At 47.4% G+C, this 15,084-nt stretch carries 26 protein-coding genes; 1 reads left to right on the top strand and 25 read right to left on the bottom strand.

Features of this window, described 5'->3' with window-relative positions; all coding sequences use genetic code 11:
- Nucleotides 1-8 precede the first annotated feature (8 nt).
- The 25 genes from map to ACTQ3A_RS02520 all read right to left on the bottom strand — a co-directional run bounded on the left by map (nucleotide 9) and on the right by ACTQ3A_RS02520 (nucleotide 13,907).
- Complete coding sequence (gene map / locus ACTQ3A_RS02640; RefSeq protein WP_441099033.1) at nucleotides 9-770, bottom strand: type I methionyl aminopeptidase; 762 nt, start codon at nucleotides 768-770, stop codon at nucleotides 9-11.
- Between the two features lie 30 nt (nucleotides 771-800).
- Nucleotides 801-1,442 carry an adenylate kinase gene (locus tag ACTQ3A_RS02635; protein ID WP_441099034.1) on the bottom strand — a complete coding sequence of 214 codons (642 nt, stop codon included), beginning with the start codon at nucleotides 1,440-1,442 and terminating at the stop codon, nucleotides 801-803.
- A gap of 267 nt (nucleotides 1,443-1,709) precedes the next feature.
- Entirely contained in the window at nucleotides 1,710-3,020 is a 1,311-nt protein-coding gene (gene secY, locus ACTQ3A_RS02630; RefSeq protein ID WP_441099035.1) for a preprotein translocase subunit SecY, read from the bottom strand.
- Entirely contained in the window at nucleotides 3,020-3,460 is a 441-nt protein-coding gene (gene rplO / locus ACTQ3A_RS02625) for a 50S ribosomal protein L15 (RefSeq protein WP_441099036.1), read from the bottom strand. Before rplO ends, secY begins: the two co-directional genes overlap by 1 nt.
- A 17-nt stretch (nucleotides 3,461-3,477) precedes the next feature.
- Entirely contained in the window at nucleotides 3,478-3,660 is a 183-nt protein-coding gene (gene rpmD / locus ACTQ3A_RS02620; protein ID WP_441099037.1) for a 50S ribosomal protein L30, read from the bottom strand.
- A gap of 14 nt (nucleotides 3,661-3,674) precedes the next feature.
- Nucleotides 3,675-4,184 (bottom strand): 30S ribosomal protein S5, encoded by a 510-nt coding sequence (rpsE, locus tag ACTQ3A_RS02615; RefSeq protein WP_441099038.1) that lies wholly within the window; start codon nucleotides 4,182-4,184, stop codon nucleotides 3,675-3,677.
- Nucleotides 4,185-4,205: 21 nt separating this feature from the next.
- A complete protein-coding gene (gene rplR / locus ACTQ3A_RS02610; RefSeq protein WP_441099039.1) occupies nucleotides 4,206-4,574 on the bottom strand; it encodes a 50S ribosomal protein L18 in 369 nt (122 codons plus the stop codon).
- An 18-nt stretch (nucleotides 4,575-4,592) separates the two neighbouring features.
- On the bottom strand, nucleotides 4,593-5,132 hold the full coding sequence (gene rplF, locus ACTQ3A_RS02605; protein ID WP_441099040.1) for a 50S ribosomal protein L6: 540 nt from the start codon (nucleotides 5,130-5,132) through the stop codon (nucleotides 4,593-4,595).
- Between the two features lie 133 nt (nucleotides 5,133-5,265).
- Nucleotides 5,266-5,667, bottom strand: a complete 402-nt coding sequence (gene rpsH / locus ACTQ3A_RS02600; protein ID WP_441099041.1) for a 30S ribosomal protein S8 — start codon at nucleotides 5,665-5,667, stop codon at nucleotides 5,266-5,268.
- A gap of 19 nt (nucleotides 5,668-5,686) precedes the next feature.
- A complete protein-coding gene (locus tag ACTQ3A_RS02595; protein ID WP_441099042.1) occupies nucleotides 5,687-5,872 on the bottom strand; it encodes a type Z 30S ribosomal protein S14 in 186 nt (61 codons plus the stop codon).
- Nucleotides 5,873-5,891: 19 nt separating this feature from the next.
- On the bottom strand, nucleotides 5,892-6,431 hold the full coding sequence (rplE, locus tag ACTQ3A_RS02590; RefSeq protein WP_441099043.1) for a 50S ribosomal protein L5: 540 nt from the start codon (nucleotides 6,429-6,431) through the stop codon (nucleotides 5,892-5,894).
- 18 nt (nucleotides 6,432-6,449) lie between these two features.
- Nucleotides 6,450-6,758 carry a 50S ribosomal protein L24 gene (gene rplX / locus ACTQ3A_RS02585; RefSeq protein ID WP_441099044.1) on the bottom strand — a complete coding sequence of 103 codons (309 nt, stop codon included), beginning with the start codon at nucleotides 6,756-6,758 and terminating at the stop codon, nucleotides 6,450-6,452.
- An 11-nt stretch (nucleotides 6,759-6,769) separates the two neighbouring features.
- Nucleotides 6,770-7,138: a 50S ribosomal protein L14 gene (gene rplN / locus ACTQ3A_RS02580; RefSeq protein WP_441099045.1), complete on the bottom strand. Its 369-nt coding sequence runs from the start codon at nucleotides 7,136-7,138 to the stop codon at nucleotides 6,770-6,772.
- Between the two features lie 28 nt (nucleotides 7,139-7,166).
- Nucleotides 7,167-7,424 carry a 30S ribosomal protein S17 gene (rpsQ, locus tag ACTQ3A_RS02575; RefSeq protein ID WP_441099046.1) on the bottom strand — a complete coding sequence of 86 codons (258 nt, stop codon included), beginning with the start codon at nucleotides 7,422-7,424 and terminating at the stop codon, nucleotides 7,167-7,169.
- Nucleotides 7,425-7,468: 44 nt separating this feature from the next.
- The gene (gene rpmC, locus ACTQ3A_RS02570) at nucleotides 7,469-7,678 is read right to left on the bottom strand and encodes a 50S ribosomal protein L29 (RefSeq protein WP_441099047.1); all 210 of its coding nucleotides are present in this window, start codon (nucleotides 7,676-7,678) and stop codon (nucleotides 7,469-7,471) included.
- Nucleotides 7,668-8,105, bottom strand: a complete 438-nt coding sequence (gene rplP / locus ACTQ3A_RS02565; protein WP_441099048.1) for a 50S ribosomal protein L16 — start codon at nucleotides 8,103-8,105, stop codon at nucleotides 7,668-7,670. Before rplP ends, rpmC begins: the two co-directional genes overlap by 11 nt.
- Before the next feature lie 2 nt (nucleotides 8,106-8,107).
- Nucleotides 8,108-8,764 carry a 30S ribosomal protein S3 gene (gene rpsC, locus ACTQ3A_RS02560; RefSeq protein ID WP_441099049.1) on the bottom strand — a complete coding sequence of 219 codons (657 nt, stop codon included), beginning with the start codon at nucleotides 8,762-8,764 and terminating at the stop codon, nucleotides 8,108-8,110.
- A 12-nt stretch (nucleotides 8,765-8,776) separates the two neighbouring features.
- Nucleotides 8,777-9,163 carry a 50S ribosomal protein L22 gene (gene rplV / locus ACTQ3A_RS02555; protein ID WP_441099050.1) on the bottom strand — a complete coding sequence of 129 codons (387 nt, stop codon included), beginning with the start codon at nucleotides 9,161-9,163 and terminating at the stop codon, nucleotides 8,777-8,779.
- Nucleotides 9,164-9,190: 27 nt separating this feature from the next.
- Entirely contained in the window at nucleotides 9,191-9,469 is a 279-nt protein-coding gene (gene rpsS / locus ACTQ3A_RS02550; RefSeq protein WP_441099051.1) for a 30S ribosomal protein S19, read from the bottom strand.
- A 16-nt stretch (nucleotides 9,470-9,485) separates the two neighbouring features.
- Nucleotides 9,486-10,325 carry a 50S ribosomal protein L2 gene (rplB, locus tag ACTQ3A_RS02545; RefSeq protein ID WP_441099052.1) on the bottom strand — a complete coding sequence of 280 codons (840 nt, stop codon included), beginning with the start codon at nucleotides 10,323-10,325 and terminating at the stop codon, nucleotides 9,486-9,488.
- 56 nt (nucleotides 10,326-10,381) lie between these two features.
- Complete coding sequence (gene rplW, locus ACTQ3A_RS02540; RefSeq protein WP_441099053.1) at nucleotides 10,382-10,681, bottom strand: 50S ribosomal protein L23; 300 nt, start codon at nucleotides 10,679-10,681, stop codon at nucleotides 10,382-10,384.
- On the bottom strand, nucleotides 10,681-11,301 hold the full coding sequence (gene rplD / locus ACTQ3A_RS02535) for a 50S ribosomal protein L4 (protein WP_441099054.1): 621 nt from the start codon (nucleotides 11,299-11,301) through the stop codon (nucleotides 10,681-10,683). The genes rplW and rplD overlap by 1 nt, the downstream gene beginning before the upstream one ends.
- A 28-nt stretch (nucleotides 11,302-11,329) precedes the next feature.
- On the bottom strand, nucleotides 11,330-11,965 hold the full coding sequence (rplC, locus tag ACTQ3A_RS02530) for a 50S ribosomal protein L3 (RefSeq protein WP_441099055.1): 636 nt from the start codon (nucleotides 11,963-11,965) through the stop codon (nucleotides 11,330-11,332).
- Nucleotides 11,966-12,068: 103 nt separating this feature from the next.
- Nucleotides 12,069-12,386 (bottom strand): 30S ribosomal protein S10, encoded by a 318-nt coding sequence (rpsJ, locus tag ACTQ3A_RS02525; RefSeq protein WP_441099056.1) that lies wholly within the window; start codon nucleotides 12,384-12,386, stop codon nucleotides 12,069-12,071.
- Nucleotides 12,387-12,869: 483 nt separating this feature from the next.
- Nucleotides 12,870-13,907, bottom strand: a complete 1,038-nt coding sequence (locus ACTQ3A_RS02520) for a hypothetical protein (RefSeq protein ID WP_441099057.1) — start codon at nucleotides 13,905-13,907, stop codon at nucleotides 12,870-12,872.
- A gap of 417 nt (nucleotides 13,908-14,324) precedes the next feature.
- On the opposite strand from ACTQ3A_RS02520, the gene ACTQ3A_RS02515 reads away from it, so the two are divergent.
- Nucleotides 14,325-15,077 (top strand): GNAT family N-acetyltransferase, encoded by a 753-nt coding sequence (locus tag ACTQ3A_RS02515; protein WP_441099058.1) that lies wholly within the window; start codon nucleotides 14,325-14,327, stop codon nucleotides 15,075-15,077.
- The last annotated feature ends 7 nt before the right edge of the window (nucleotides 15,078-15,084 follow it).

Raw genomic sequence — 15,084 nt, 5'->3', positions numbered from 1 at the left:
ATTACCCCTTACTCATTTGATGAGAGAGTCAGAATCTCAGGCTCCCCCTCTGTAATGAGGATAGTATTCTCGTAGTGAGCCGCAAGTGATCTGTCTTTTGTTACAACGGTCCAGCCATCGTCGAGCCATTCAACCTCATAAGACCCGGTGGAAATCATCGGCTCGATCGCGAGAGTCATGCCCGGCTGAAGACGAATTCCACGTGTCTTCTGTGCAAAGTTCGGAATCTGAGGATCTTCATGCATCTCTCTGCCGATGCCGTGTCCGCAGAGATCCCTGATGACTCCGTATCCTTTGCTCTCCGCATAAGCTCCGATGGCAGTACAGATATCATTCAGGTGAAGACCTGCTCTGGCATAACGGATGCCCTCGAAAAAAGATTGTCGTGTGACATCTATCAGATCCCTGGCCTCCCTGCTGATTTCTCCGACCGCGTATGTTCTGGCTGCATCCGAATGGTATCCGTCATAGATCAGACCGGCATCCAGACTGATAATATCTCCCTCCCTGAGGATTCGTTCTCTGCTTGGTATCCCGTGAACAACCTCTTCGTTGATTGAGGTGCAGACGGATGCCGGATAGCCGGAATAATTCAGAAAGTTCGGAACTCCTCCCAGATCCCGGATCAGTTTCTCACCTGCCTCGTTGATCTCCCAGGTAGAAACGCCCGGCCGGATCATCTCCCTCAGCCCTGCGAAGACGTCCTGCAAAAGACGGTTTGACTTGCGCATTGCCTTAATTTCAATTGAATTCTTGATGGTTACTGACATAATCTGCCTCAACTGCTTTATTATACAGAATCAGCCCAGTTTTGCAACGATATCGGCAAAAACTTTGTCAATATCCTGTGTGCCGTCTACAGAGAACAGAACGCCGGTTTTTGAATAGTAATCAATCAGGGGCTGTGTCTGTGCATGATAGACGTTCAGACGTTTCTGAACCGTTTCCGGTTTGTCGTCGTCGCGAAGTACGAGTTCTGCTCCGCAGTTGTCACAGACCCCTTCCTTCTTCGGCGGATTGTAGACAAGATGATAGGTGGCTCCGCACTTCAGGCATGCACGTCTTCCCGACATACGGCTGACGATGTTCTCATCCGGCACAGTGACATCAATTGCATAATCGATTTTCTCTCCGCGGGCCTCCAGAGCCTTGGTGAGAGCTTCTGCCTGAGGAATAGTCCTCGGGAAACCATCCAGAACGTATCCATTGGAAGCATCCGGCTGTGAGATTCTGTCCACAACGAGATCGCAGGTGAGCTCATCCGGTACCAGAAGTCCCTGATCCATGTACTCCTTTGCTTTTCTGCCCAGCTCTGTTCCCTCTTTGATGTTCGCACGGAAGATATCTCCCGTGGAAATATGCGGAATTCCATATTTTGCGGCGATTTTCTTGGCTTGTGTTCCCTTACCTGCGCCAGGTGCGCCCAACATGATGATTTTCATTACGTGTACCTCCCGGATATGATGGTTTTATCTGAATTCTGTCTTTCTGCGCAGAAATCAGCGCAGACCGACCATTATTTTATTATTGTATACATTTTGCGAGAAGGCGTCAAGACAACGAGATAAAACACGCTGCGCGAGTTTTAACTCGCTATCGCGACGCTCGCCGCACACGAGTACTTCGCATTCGGCTGCGGCTCACTGTTCGCGTAAGTAAAAGGAGCCGCAGATATCTGCAGCTCCTCCGAAAACTATTTTATGATTTCATTATTCTGAAAGGAATCCCTTGTAATTGCGAACAAGCATCATAGATTCCACCTGTGTCAGTGTCTCCAGAATGACGGATACAATAATGATCAGAGAAGTTCCGCCGAAAGATACATCTGCGTTGAACAGGCCATTAAATACGTAAGGAATCACACAAACGATAATCAGACCGACAGCGCCGATGAAGATTACATATTTAAGAACGGAATTCAGATAGTCTTCGGTAGCCTTTCCCGGCCGGATACCCGGGATGAAACCGCCCTGTTTCTTCATGTTGTCTGCAACTTCAATCGGATTAAAGGTAATTGAAGTATAGAAGTAGGCAAAGAAGATGACAAGCAGGACATAGAGCACAAGCCCCAGAGTAGAGAACCAGTCTGAAGTATCAAACCAGTTGCTTGAACTGAGCATCTTTATGATTTTTCCGCCCCATCCTGCAGGGGATTTTCCAGTAAAGGCAACGATGATTCCCGGGAAAGACATAATGGATGATGCAAAGATAATCGGAATTACACCACCAGTGTTTACTTTCAGGGGAATACTTGAAGACTGACCGCCAATAAGACGCCGACCGACCATTTTCTGAGAATACTGTACCGGTATTCTCCTTTCTGCCCCGTTCAGGATAAGCGTAAGAACGACAATTGCCAGGATAATAACCGCAATTACTACCCAGGCAACCGCTGCTTTCGCAATGGTCTTGCCCTTTACAAAGTTATCGTAAAGAGTGATCATATCCTGCGGAACGCGGGACAGGATGTTGATCAGAAGTACGATGGAGATACCATTTCCAACGCCTTTGTCATTGATCTGTTCACCGATCCACATCAGGAAACAGGAGCCTGCCGTAAGGCTGGCAACAACGACAATGACGTTTACGGCATTAAGATCGAGGATCAGCTCATTGCCGAATCCGATACACATTGCGACAGATTCAAATAAGGAAAGAGCCACGGTAAGGTATCTGGTGATGCGGTCAAGCTTTTTCCTGCCCTCTTCGCCGTCCCTTGTCATCTCCTCCAGCGCGGGAAACGCGATGGTCAGAAGCTGTACAATAATGGAAGCAGTGATGTAAGGCGTAATACTTAACGCGAGGATGGAAAAGTTGGTAAATCCACCACCCGTGAATGCGTTCAGAAAGTTGAACGCATCCGTCGAGTTGCTGCTGAAATAGTTTGCAAAAAACTTGGTGTCCACACCGGGAACCGGAACCTGAGAAGCCAATCGTATGATGACAAGCATGAGAAACACATAAAAAAGTCTCCGCCGTATTTCCTTGATTCGGAATGCATCACGCAATGTCTTTAACATCAGATCACCTCAATTGTTCCACCGGCTGCTTCGATTTTTTCTTTTGCACTTGCGCTGGCTGCGGTAACCTTGACATTGAGCTTCTTTGTAAGCTCGCCGTTTCCAAGGATCTTAACACCATCGCGCGGATTGGAGACAATACCGCTCTCAACGAGTGAGGAGATTGTCACTTCTGAACCGTCTTCGAATCTGTTGAGAACATCTACATTAACGGCAACGATATCCTTGCTGTTTCTGCAGGTGAAGCCTCTCTTCGGGAGACGTCTGTATAAAGGCATCTGACCGCCTTCAAAACCCGGTCTCGGTGCTCCGGAACGAGCCTTCTGTCCCTTGTGTCCCTTACCGGCAGTTTTACCATTTCCTGAACCATGTCCACGGCCTCTGCGGAAGTTGTCGCTCTGTCTGGAGCCCTCAGCAGGGCTTAAATTTGATAAGTCCATTTGGTACCTCCTTCCAATTACTCTTCAACCTTGAGCAGATAGCCGACCTGACGAATGATGCCGCGAGTGGACTCGTTGTCAGGCAGCTCTACTGAGTGGTTTAATTTTCTGAGTCCGATTCCCTCTACGATCTTTCTGTGTTTCGGAACACAACCGATTGTAGAGCGAACCAGTGTAACTTTGATTTTCTTATCCGCCATCTTAACTGTCCTCCTTATGCCTGAATCTCATCAACAGATTTTCCGCGGAGTCTTGCAACTTCTTCAGGAGTCTTCAGAGCCTTCAGTCCCTCAAGCGTAGCAAGAACTACGTTCTGCTTGTTGTTGGAACCAAGACATTTGGTACGGATGTTCTGAATTCCGGCAAGCTCAACGACAGCACGGGCTGTGCCGCCTGCGATGATACCGGTACCTTCGGGAGCTCTCTTCAGAAGAACGGAAGCGCTTCCGTAATTTCCGATAAAGTCATGAGTGATACTGTTGTTCTCATCTCTTGCGACAGAGATCAGATGCTTTACAGCGTCCTCTCTTCCCTTGCGGATTGCCTCGGGAATCTCAACTGCTTTTCCAAGGCCTGCACCTACATGACCATTGCGATCACCTACGATTACAAGTGCGGTAAAGCGGGAGTTACGACCACCTTTTACAGTCTTGGAGACTCTCTTGATGGATACTACATTATCTTCCAGCTCGAGCTGGCTGGGATCAATGATTACGTGTCTCATATTCTGTGTTCTTCTCCTTCCTTAGAATTTCAGTCCTGCTTCTCTTGCACCGTCAGCAAGGGCCTGTACTTTACCGTGATAAATATAACCGCCACGATCAAATACTACCTCGGTGATGCCGGCTTCGATTGCCTTCTTGCCGATCACTGTACCAAGATATTTTGCTGCAGCTACATCGTTTGTCTTCTCAAGCTCGCTCTTGACATCCTTCTGAAGTGTAGAAGCAGATACAAGAGTTTTGCCCTGACTATCGTCAATGATCTGTGCATACATGTTCTCATTGCTGCGGAAGACAGAAAGACGCGGTCTCTCGGAGGTTCCTGCGATGTGATTGCGCAATCTTCTATGTTTTTTCTGGCGAACCTGTGCTCTGGATACTTTACTAATCATAATCACACTCTCCTTTAATTATTTCTTACCGGTCTTGCCGACTTTACGTCTGATTACTTCATCCGCATATTTGATTCCCTTGCCCTTGTAAGGTTCAGGTGCTCTCTTGCCTCTGATCTCAGCAGCGTACTGTCCGACTTTCTCTTTGGAGATACCCTTAACGGTGATATTGTTGCCGTCAACAACGGTCTCAATACCATCCGGGTCTTCCATCTCTACCGGGTGAGAGTAACCCAGGTTCAGAACCAGTTTCTTACCCTGTTTTGCAGCACGATAACCAACACCGTTAATCTCAAGCTTCTTCTCAAATCCTTCGCTGACGCCAACAACCATATTGTGGATCAGGGAACGGGTCAGTCCGTGAAGAGCCTTTGTTGATTTCTCATCGTTAGGTCTTGTTACTACAACTGCATCATCTTTTACTTCAATTGTCAGAATCGGTGCCATAGTTCTTACAAGCTCACCCTTAGCGCCCTTGACTGTAACTACATTGCCCTCTCCGACATTTACCGTTACCCCTGCAGGTACCGGCACTGGCATTCTACCAATACGTGACATTGCCAATTTCCTCCATTAACTTAGATTTTCGGGAAGCTCTGTGCGAGCCCCCTGTTTTCAGTTACATTTCGTAAAAGGTGTGTATAACCTGCTTACAAACATAATTCAATGCGGCAGAATGCCGCGTCCTGCATTACCATACGAATGCAAGAACCTCACCGCCGACTTTAAGCTTTCTGGCTTCCTTGTCGGTGATCACTCCCTGGTTGGTGGAAAGGATTGCAATACCCAGTCCGCCGAGAACCTTCGGAAGCTCATCCTTATTGACGTAAACACGAAGACCTGGTTTGGAGATTCTCTTCATACCAGTGATGATCTTCTCGTTCTTATCAGCACCGTATTTCAGTGTAATGTGGATGTTTTTGAACGCACCCTCGTCAACAAGATCATATTTCTCGATATATCCTTCGTTAACAAGAATATCAGCGATGGAAATCTTCATTTTAGATGCAGGAACATCAACAGTATCATGTTTTGCTGCGTTTGCGTTACGAATTCTCGTAAGCATATCTGCAATCGGATCGCTTATTGACATTTTACATTTCCTCCTTTCTTTACCAGCTTGCTTTCTTTACGCCCGGGATCTCTCCCTTATATGCTAACTCACGGAAACAGATACGGCAGATGCCGTATTTTCTTAATACAGAGTGCGGACGTCCGCAGATTCTGCAGCGTGTGTATGCTCTTGTGGAGAATTTCGGTTTCCGTGCCTGTTTGATTTTCATTGACTTTTTAGCCATGAATTCGATTCCTCCTCAATTACTTTGCGAATGGCATGCCAAACTGTGCCAGTAACTCACGTGCTTCTTCATCTGTCTTTGCGGTAGTAACAAAGATGATGTCCATTCCTCTTACCTTATCGATCTTGTCATAATCGATTTCAGGGAAGATCAGCTGCTCTTTGATTCCCAGAGCGTAGTTTCCTCTGCCGTCAAAGGCATTCGGATTTACGCCGCGGAAGTCACGTACACGGGGAAGTGAGAGGTTGATCAGACGATCAGCGAACTCATACATACGCTCTCCGCGAAGAGTAACCTTGCATCCGATCGGCATTCCCTCACGGATCTTGAAGTTTGCAACGGATTTTTTCGCTTTTGTAACAACAGGTTTCTGGCCGGAAATCTTCTCCAGATCGGATACGGCAGAGTCAAGGAGCTTAGCGTTCTCCTTGGCCTCACCGACACCCATGTTGATGACGATTTTGGCGAGTTTCGGCACTTCCATGACGTTCTTGTAACCGAACTTCTTTGTCATGGCATCAACAATCGTATTACTGTATAACTCTTTATATCTGCTCATGTTTTATGCCTCCTCTCCTTAATCAATCACTTCGCCGGTCTTCTTGGCTACGCGTACCTTCTTGTCTCCGTCGAACTTATATCCGATACGTGTTGTCTTGCCGTCTTTCAGGTAAGCAACGTTGGAAATATCGATCGGAGCCTCTTTGTTGATGATGCCGCCCTGCTGGTTTGCAGCATTCGGTTTTACGCTCTTTGTGATCATGTTGATGCCTTCAACAAGCACGCGATGATTCTTTGCGTCAACAGAGAGAACTTTTCCTTCTTTGTCTTTATCTTTTCCGGCGATTACGCGGACGGTATCGCCTTTTCTAATCTTAACTGACATCGACGTCCTCCTTATAATACTTCCGGAGCTAAGGAAACAATCTTCATAAACTGTTTTTCACGAAGCTCTCTGGCAACCGGTCCGAAAATACGTGTACCTGTTGGAGTTTTGTCATCCTTGATAATTACTGCAGCGTTCTCATCGAACTTGATGTAGGAACCGTCCTTGCGGTGTACGCCCTTTACGGTACGTACGACAACGGCTTTCACTACATCACCCTTTTTAACAACGCCGCCTGGTGTTGCATCTTTGACCGAAGCAACGATGATATCACCAATATTTGCATATCTTCTGGTAGAACCGCCCATAACACGGATGCAAAGGATCTCTTTGGCACCGGTATTATCAGCAACTCTTAATCTGGTTTCCTGCTGAACCATTCTGGTAAACCTCCTTTAGCAATCCTGATTATTTCGCTCTCTCAATAATTTCAACCAGTCTCCATCTCTTGTCCTTGGACAGCGGTCTGGTCTCCATTACACGCACGGTATCGCCGATTTTGCACTCGTTATTCTCGTCGTGTGCTTTCAGCTTGTATGTCTTTTTTACAATCTTGTGGTAAAGCGGATGCTCAACGTGATCCTCGATTGCAACTGTGATGGTCTTGTCCATCTTATCGCTGACAACCTTGCCGACACGTGTTTTTCTTAAATTACGTTCTTCCACGATCTGTCTCCTTTCAATCGTTACGAATTTCTGACCTGAAAAAATCAGTCAGCGGACTTCGCATTCTGCGCGATGATAGTTGAAATTCTGGCAATGTTTCTGCGAACTTCGGTAATACGTGCGGTATTATCGAGCTGATTTGTAGCATTCTGGAATCTCAGGTTGAAAAGCTCTTTCTTCGCTGCAACAAGCTCGTCATTCAGCTCGGCTGCGGATTTTGTTCTTAAATCTTCTACGTACTTTTTACTCTTCACTTGTTTCACCGCCTTCTACTTTCTCACGGGCAACAATCTTGCAGGTGCAAGGTAATTTATGCATAGCAAGACGAAGCGCCTCACGAGCAGCTTCTTCCGGAACACCAGCAATCTCGAAGATAACGCGACCCGGCTTAACAACAGCTACCCAGTACTCTACAGAACCTTTTCCGGATCCCATTCGGGTTTCAGCAGGTTTTGCTGTGACTGGCTTATCCGGGAATACCTTGATCCAAACCTTACCGCCACGTTTTACGTATCTGGTCATAGCTACACGGGCAGCCTCAATCTGATTTGACTTAATCCAGCAGGGCTCGGTAGCGACAAGTCCATACTCACCCTGTGTTACAGCATTGCCTCTCAGGGCTTTGCCTTTCATAGAACCACGGAACTGCTTTCTATGTTTTACTCTCTTTGGCATTAACATAATTATTTATCGCTCCCTTCCTTATGATTCTTGGTTGGAAGTACTTCACCGTTGTAGATCCATGCTTTTACGCCGACTTTTCCGTATGTGGTATCTGCCTCAGCAAAACCGTAATCAATGTCTGCGCGAAGGGTCTGAAGCGGGATCGTTCCATCACTGTAGAACTCTCTGCGGGCGATATCAGCGCCGCCGATACGTCCGGAGATGCTGGTTTTGATTCCCTTTGCTCCTGCGCGCATTGTTCTCTGCATAGCGGATTTCATCGCGCGTCTGTAGGACATACGGTTCTCAAGCTGAAGAGCAATGTTCTCAGCAACGAGCTGAGCGTCGCGGTCCGGTCTCTTTACCTCTTTGATATCAACGACAAGCTTCTTGTCTGTGAACTGCTTGAGCTCTTTCTTAACTTTCTCGATCTCAGCGCCGCCTTTTCCGATTACCACACCAGGCTTGGAGGTGTAAACGGTGATTTTAACGCGGTCAGATGCTCTTTCGATCTCGATCTTGGACACACCGGAGGTGTACAGTCTCTTCTTCAGGTATGTGCGGATCTTGTAATCCTCTGCCAGGTTGTCTGCAAAATCAGCTTCTGCATACCACTTGGAATTCCAGTCTCTAATAATTCCGACTCTTAATCCGTTTGGATTTACTTTCTGTCCCATGCTTTCCTCCTCTTATCGCTCATCAAGGATAACAGAGATATGGCTTGTACGTTTTTCAATTCTGTACGCACGTCCCTGTGCTCTTGGCTGAATTCTCTTCATTGTCGGTGCCTTGTTTGCATAGCACTCAGCTACATAAAGATTTGTTCTGGAAAGACCGTTGTTGTTCTCTGCGTTCGCAACAGCGGACTCCAGCAGTTTCTTGATAACAGAGGAAGCGTATCTCGGGCTGTAAGTCAGAATGCCAAGAGCGGTCTCGACATCCTTGCCGCGGATTGCGTCCAGTACGAAGCAGGCCTTCTGAACAGACATTCTTGCGTAAGAAAGCTTTGCGGACGGTCTGGTTTCTTTATTTTCATTTCTTTCACGTTTAATCTGGCTTCTATGTCCCTTTGCCATTTCAAATAACCTCCTTTCGATCTACAATTACGCGCCGGTTCTCTTCTCAGTCTTCTCATGTCCTCTGTAGGTTCTGGTTGCTACGAACTCTCCGAGCTTGTGGCCTACCATATCCTCGGTGATATATACCGGAACATGCTTTCTTCCGTCGTGAACCGCAATTGTAAGTCCAACGAAGTTAGGGAATATTGTAGAGCGACGAGACCATGTTTTAATGACTGTTTTGTCGCCGGACTCGACAGCCTTATTAACGGCTTTCAGTAAGCTCTCATCAGCAAACGGGCCTTTTTTTAATGAACGAGCCATCGTTTATCCTCCTTAATTATAACGTCTTACCGTTTCTTCTGCGAACGATCAGTTTGTTAGATGCTTTGTTTTTCTTTCTGGTCTTAAGACCCATAGCAGGCTTGCCCCAAGGTGTGCAGGGACCCGGACGTCCGACCGGAGCCTTACCTTCACCACCACCGTGCGGATGGTCGTTCGGGTTCATGACAGATCCACGGACATGAGGACGAATGCCCATGTGGCGGGATCTTCCGGCTTTACCGATATTTACCAGGTTGTGGTCACCGTTTCCGATGATACCGATTGTTGCACGGCACTCAAGGGATACCATACGCATCTCACCTGACGGAAGTCGAAGGGTGGCATAGCCGCCTTCCTTTGCCATCAGCTGCGCTCCTACTCCGGCAGAACGAACAAGCTGTCCGCCTTTGCCTTTGTGCAGCTCAACGTTATGTACCATAGTACCAACCGGGATGTCCTTCAGCGGCAGGCAGTTTCCGGGACGAACTTCAGCGTTGCTTCCGTTCATGACCTTCATGCCGACCTTAAGGCCTTCCGGTGCGAGGATATATGCTTTTTCACCGTCTGCATAGCAGATCAGAGCGATGTTTGCGGTACGGTTCGGATCGTACTCGATCGCTTTTACAACTGCGGGAACATCATCCTTGAATCTCTTGAAATCGATGATTCTGTATTTTCTTCTGTTTCCGCCGCCGTGATGTCTTACGGTGATTTTTCCCTGATTGTTACGGCCAGAAGTCTTCTTCAGTGATACGGTGAGGGATTTCTCCGGGACGGTCTTTGTGATCTCCGCGAAATCCGATCCGGTCATATGTCTTCTGGAAGGTGTATATGGGTTATAAGATTTGATTCCCATTACAGTATCTCCTTTCGATGTTTGTTATCGCGCGTCGCCGCGCATAAACTGTATATTTACAGGCCCTCGAAGATCTCTATTTCCTTGCTGTCTTCGGTGAGTGTCACAACGGCCTTCTTGGTGGCAGCTGTCTTGCCGACATTCGCGCCGCGGCGTTTTGTCTTGCCCGCGTAGTTAACGGTGTTGACCTTCGCAACCTTAACTCCGTCGAACATTTTCTCAACAGCTTCCTTAACCTGAGATTTTGTAGCGTCCGGATGAACAAGGAAGGAATATCTCTTGTCACTCATCTGGCTCATGCTCTTCTCGGTGATTACCGGACGGATGATAACGTCATAGTACTGAACGGATGCCATTATGCGTACACCTCCTCAATTGCTGCTACACTGCTCTTTGTAGCAATTACGGTGCTGTATTTCAGAAGATCGAATACGTTGATGGTCTCAGGTGAAGCGGTAGCAACGCCTGCAATGTTTCTTGCGGAGATAACTGCGTTATCACTGTCATTTCCGACGATGATGAGAGCCTTCTCAACTTTGAGAGCATCCAGAACCTTCTTCATATCTTTGGTCTTCGGAGCGTCAAACTTCAGCTCATCCAGAACCAGGAATTTGTTCTCCTGAACTTTATCGGTAAGAACGGACTTCAGAGCCGCTCTCTTCTCCTTCTTGTTCATCTTGAAGGAATAGTCACGCGGAACCGGAGCGAATACCATTCCGCCGCCAGTCCACTGCGGAGCTCTTGTGGATCCCTGTCTTGCATGACCGGTTCCCTTCTGTCTCCAGGGCTTTGCGCCGCCGCCGCTTACCTCTGAGCGGGTCTTCGCTTTCTGTGTTCCCTGACGGTTGTTTGCAAGATACTGAACAACTGCCTGATGAACAAGATTTTCTTTTATTTCAACGCCGAAAACGGCATCGGAAAGCTCAAGTGTTCCCACTTCGCTGCCTTCCATATTGTAAACAGATACGTTTGCCATCTGTAAGTTCCTCCTTTCTCGTTAGAGATTACTGAACTGTCTTGACAGACTCTTTGATTGTTACAAGAGACTTCTTCGGTCCCGGAACAGAGCCCTTGATAAGAAGCAGATTGTTTTCAGCATCTACCTTTACGACTTCCAGATTCTGAACGGTAACCTTTACATGTCCCATATGTCCGGGCATGTGTTTTCCCTTGAATACCCTTGACGGATCAGAAGAGGTACCGTTGGAACCTGCATGACGATGATATTTGGAACCATGAGCCATGGGTCCTCTGGACTGTCCATGTCTTCTGATGGCACCCTGGAATCCTTTACCTTTGCTGATTGCGGACGCATCAATATGGTCTCCCGCAGCAAAGATATCGGCTTTGATTTCCTGCTTTACTTCGTAGTCTTCCGCATTGTCAAAACGGAACTCCTGAAGATATCTCTTTACCGGAGTCTCGGCCTTGTCAAACAGACCTTTTTTCGGCTTGTTGACGAGTTTCTCGCGAATATCGCCGAATCCTACCTGTACGGCACTGTAGCCGTCGTTCTCCCGGGTCTTTACCTGTGTGACAACACAGGGGCCTGCCTGAAGAACAGTTACCGGAATAGCCAGACCATTCTCATCGAAGATCTGAGTCATTCCAACTTTTGTAGCCAAAATAGCCTTCTTCATGATAAACCTCATTTCTACAGCGGAGCCTGATTCCTGTTCAAGCTCATGTCAGCCTACAGCGGAGCATCCTGTATGGGGAAGCTCATTATAGAGTTACGTGGTGTTACTTTGTCTTCATCTTGATATCGATGTAGACACCAGCCGGCATTTCAAGACGAGACAGCGCATCTACTGTCTTCTGTGTCGGTGTTATGATATCAATCAGTCTCTTGTGGGTTCTCTGCTCAAACTGCTCACGGGAGTCTTTGTACTTATGTACGGCTCTCAGGATGGTTACTACTTCCTTCTTGGTTGGAAGCGGAACCGGTCCGCTGACAACTGCTCCGGTTTTCTTCACAGTGTCGATGATTTTTGCGGCAGATGCATCAACCAACTGATGATCATACGCTTTCAGGGTGATTCTCATTACTTGACTTGCCATAAAAAAAGTCGCCTCCTTATCGTACTTTTGATAGCACGGCGGTGGTGACTGTACACATTTCCGGGTGTGTCCTTAAACTGACATCCGGCGTTTCCGCTCTATGGCGGACTTTTCGATTGTACAGTGACGTTTCGCCTGTATCATGACTAGACATTTGCTCCGCATAAGTTACCAGCCGGGAATGCTGCAATCTTATGTTTCATCGCTTTTATGTCACAACAATGATGATTATACGAGCATGTAAGAAAAAATGCAAGAACTTTCTTTTGAAATTTTGTATAAATCTACCTGTGGGCAATATGAGTCGGGCAAAAGTGTACAGCGCAGATAAGAAGCTGTGTGCAGTCTGTATCCGGAAGCTGTGTACTGTTTTTATTAGAAGGGAATATCTAGGCACCAACCGTCCGGATAAAGACAAAAAAACCGTCTTACGGTGATTCTGTTATAAAATCACCGTAAGACGGAACAAATTCATCTCCGTTCTTACAGACAATCGGAGTAGTCAACAAGAGTCACCCCGGTAATCTCATCATCCCTTACCTTCGGATCGAGACCGTCACTGTACGCTTTGGAGAGAAGCTCATCTGCCGTGTGAACAGGCATTGCAAGTTCGATCTCTCCTGTCGGCGCTGTTCCTGTGGCATCGGAATCCGAAGCGGTTTCCTCAACCGGAATATTGATTCTGGATGTTTCCGCTGTGTGATTCAAGGGCTGGCTTTCCAGCGCAGCTTCCAGTGCAGCCTGAACATCCGGGAGAGAATCTGTTCCGAGATCTTTTTCCTCCGGAACTGCACGCGGAATATCGTATGATGGTTCTGTGTCGGAACCGGAGATCTCGGTCATCCCATTCGTGTTGTCGAAAGAGGAGGATGCAGGCTCTTCCTTTGCCGAACCACTTTTTGCCTGCTGCTTTTTCATCTGTGCAGCCTGACGATGTGCTGCGTTTCTGTTTAACTCCGCAGACACATCGGATTCTGCGTCACGCTTCTTCTTACGTGCTGCGAGTGTCTGGTAGAATTCGTCTTCCTCCGGATCCTGGTCTTCCTCATCTTCCTCCATTTCCTCTCCCCTCCGTATGGCCTCGGCTGAGATGAAAAGGAATATGACAAGCGCAAGAACAAGTGCCAGAGCAATGATTCCACCAAGTGACTGTGTGGCGATCATCAGAAATCCAATAAGCGGAACGGTAAACATTACCTTGAGGTATTTCGCTGACACCTGGAAGGTCTGCTCATTCGTGCCATCGCTCACAAGAACTGTCCCGTCTGAGGAACTGTATTTCTCAACCGTGTAGATATTCAGTGAGTCCGTGCCGATTCCCAGAATTTTCTCGCCGGCTGAAATAGAGGAGGAATCGAGTTCCTTCGAGTAAACAGCACTTCCGACGGGAATATTCCCTGTCGTCTGCTGCTGTACAACTCTCATGTCATATCCGGCGAACGGAGGAATAATAAGAGCCGCTCCAGATGCTATAAATAGCGCAAGAATAATTCCCACAATGATCTTAAGTGTTTTTGACATATTGTACTCCCCTTGTAACATGCATACAAAACATGCTTTTTCTGCTCCGTAACGGGATAAAAGGTTGATAGTCCCGTACATACAGCGTAATTATAACCCAACAGAATTTTGAATGCAAGAAATTGTATATTATATAGAAGAAATGCCGGACAGATCATTGAAGTCCGTGCATCATCTATGCTATGCTCATATGGATGAAGCCGCAGGTGCGCGGTATAAGGCCATCCCGCAGCGTGTTTTCGCATGGGGCTTATTGTGATCTCTGCGGGACCGCAGATGCGCACAGTGAAAGGCGGGTTTTCGATGATAATGCAGGATGAATATCGTAAATTTCGCTATGTAAATGCTTACAGGATCATCGCGCGGGAAAGGTGCGGAAAAGATCGGGCGCGTTTACACTGATTCCGGAGGTTGCAAATGAATCCGTTGGTCAAAACTATTGAAGATTTATCACTGAACGCCTGGCCGTCTCATCAGATTGAGATCTATGACGGCTGGCTTCTGCGATTTTCCTATTTTTATACTCACAGAACAAACTGCGTGGAACAGATCGGCATATCGGAAATTCCGCTGGAAGAGAAGCTCCGATATACCGAAAGTGTTTACCGGAAGTGGGGAACCCCCTGTATCTTCAAGATCTCACCGCTTCTTGACGCCTCGTTTGACTCATTTCTGGAAGATAACGGATATGTGAGGGAACACGTAAACTATAACATGGTGATGAACTTTCCGGAACGGATGAATCTGAAGCCGGGCATCCGGGCGGATGTCTCGCGCTTTATTCCTTCCTCCTGGATAGAAGGACTCTTTGCCCTGAAGGGAACGACAAACGTCATGCACCGGCAGGTCGTTCCCTCCATGTACCGCGCAATCCCGAAGGAGACGGTATGCGTTTCGATTCATGACGGTGAATCTATCATCGGAACGGGGCTTGGGATTCTGGACAGAGACTATATCGGGGTCTACGCTATTCATGTCCGCCAGGATTTTCGAAGAAGGGGACTTGCTCGCGCCATTGTGAGCACGATTCTGATGAACGGGAAGGAAATGGGCGCGTCTCACGCATATCTGCAGGTAGTGGAAGGAAACACGGCAGCAATTCGCCTGTATGAGTCCCTTGGATTCCGTTATCTCTATACCGATTCGTTTCGGGTGAAAAAGTTATGCTGACCCTCCG

The organism is Bilifractor sp. LCP21S3_F8, assembly GCF_052117805.1.
In the GTDB taxonomy this organism is placed as follows: Bacteria; Bacillota; Clostridia; order Lachnospirales; family Lachnospiraceae; genus Bilifractor.
This window is presented reverse-complemented; position numbering and strand designations above follow the sequence as displayed.

What these genes read in the sequence shown, in the direction of transcription:
- map (WP_441099033.1), bottom strand. Translation starts at nt 770, where the DNA reads ATGTCAGTAACCATCAAGAATTCAATTGAAATTAAGGCAATGCGCAAG.
- ACTQ3A_RS02635 (WP_441099034.1), bottom strand. Translation starts at nt 1,442, where the DNA reads ATGAAAATCATCATGTTGGGCGCACCTGGCGCAGGTAAGGGAACACAA.
- secY (WP_441099035.1), bottom strand. Translation starts at nt 3,020, where the DNA reads ATGTTAAAGACATTGCGTGATGCATTCCGAATCAAGGAAATACGGCGG.
- rplO (WP_441099036.1), bottom strand. Translation starts at nt 3,460, where the DNA reads ATGGACTTATCAAATTTAAGCCCTGCTGAGGGCTCCAGACAGAGCGAC.
- rpmD (WP_441099037.1), bottom strand. Translation starts at nt 3,660, where the DNA reads ATGGCGGATAAGAAAATCAAAGTTACACTGGTTCGCTCTACAATCGGT.
- rpsE (WP_441099038.1), bottom strand. Translation starts at nt 4,184, where the DNA reads ATGAGACACGTAATCATTGATCCCAGCCAGCTCGAGCTGGAAGATAAT.
- rplR (WP_441099039.1), bottom strand. Translation starts at nt 4,574, where the DNA reads ATGATTAGTAAAGTATCCAGAGCACAGGTTCGCCAGAAAAAACATAGA.
- rplF (WP_441099040.1), bottom strand. Translation starts at nt 5,132, where the DNA reads ATGTCACGTATTGGTAGAATGCCAGTGCCGGTACCTGCAGGGGTAACG.
- rpsH (WP_441099041.1), bottom strand. Translation starts at nt 5,667, where the DNA reads ATGTCAATAAGCGATCCGATTGCAGATATGCTTACGAGAATTCGTAAC.
- ACTQ3A_RS02595 (WP_441099042.1), bottom strand. Translation starts at nt 5,872, where the DNA reads ATGGCTAAAAAGTCAATGAAAATCAAACAGGCACGGAAACCGAAATTC.
- rplE (WP_441099043.1), bottom strand. Translation starts at nt 6,431, where the DNA reads ATGAGCAGATATAAAGAGTTATACAGTAATACGATTGTTGATGCCATG.
- rplX (WP_441099044.1), bottom strand. Translation starts at nt 6,758, where the DNA reads ATGTCAGTTAAGATTAGAAAAGGCGATACCGTCCGCGTAATCGCCGGA.
- rplN (WP_441099045.1), bottom strand. Translation starts at nt 7,138, where the DNA reads ATGGTTCAGCAGGAAACCAGATTAAGAGTTGCTGATAATACCGGTGCC.
- rplP (WP_441099048.1), bottom strand. Translation starts at nt 8,105, where the DNA reads ATGTTAATGCCAAAGAGAGTAAAACATAGAAAGCAGTTCCGTGGTTCT.
- rpsC (WP_441099049.1), bottom strand. Translation starts at nt 8,764, where the DNA reads ATGGGACAGAAAGTAAATCCAAACGGATTAAGAGTCGGAATTATTAGA.
- rplV (WP_441099050.1), bottom strand. Translation starts at nt 9,163, where the DNA reads ATGGCAAAGGGACATAGAAGCCAGATTAAACGTGAAAGAAATGAAAAT.
- rpsS (WP_441099051.1), bottom strand. Translation starts at nt 9,469, where the DNA reads ATGGCTCGTTCATTAAAAAAAGGCCCGTTTGCTGATGAGAGCTTACTG.
- rplB (WP_441099052.1), bottom strand. Translation starts at nt 10,325, where the DNA reads ATGGGAATCAAATCTTATAACCCATATACACCTTCCAGAAGACATATG.
- rplW (WP_441099053.1), bottom strand. Translation starts at nt 10,681, where the DNA reads ATGGCATCCGTTCAGTACTATGACGTTATCATCCGTCCGGTAATCACC.
- rplD (WP_441099054.1), bottom strand. Translation starts at nt 11,301, where the DNA reads ATGGCAAACGTATCTGTTTACAATATGGAAGGCAGCGAAGTGGGAACA.
- rplC (WP_441099055.1), bottom strand. Translation starts at nt 11,965, where the DNA reads ATGAAGAAGGCTATTTTGGCTACAAAAGTTGGAATGACTCAGATCTTC.
- rpsJ (WP_441099056.1), bottom strand. Translation starts at nt 12,386, where the DNA reads ATGGCAAGTCAAGTAATGAGAATCACCCTGAAAGCGTATGATCATCAG.
- ACTQ3A_RS02520 (WP_441099057.1), bottom strand. Translation starts at nt 13,907, where the DNA reads ATGTCAAAAACACTTAAGATCATTGTGGGAATTATTCTTGCGCTATTT.
- ACTQ3A_RS02515 (WP_441099058.1), top strand. Translation starts at nt 14,325, where the DNA reads ATGAATCCGTTGGTCAAAACTATTGAAGATTTATCACTGAACGCCTGG.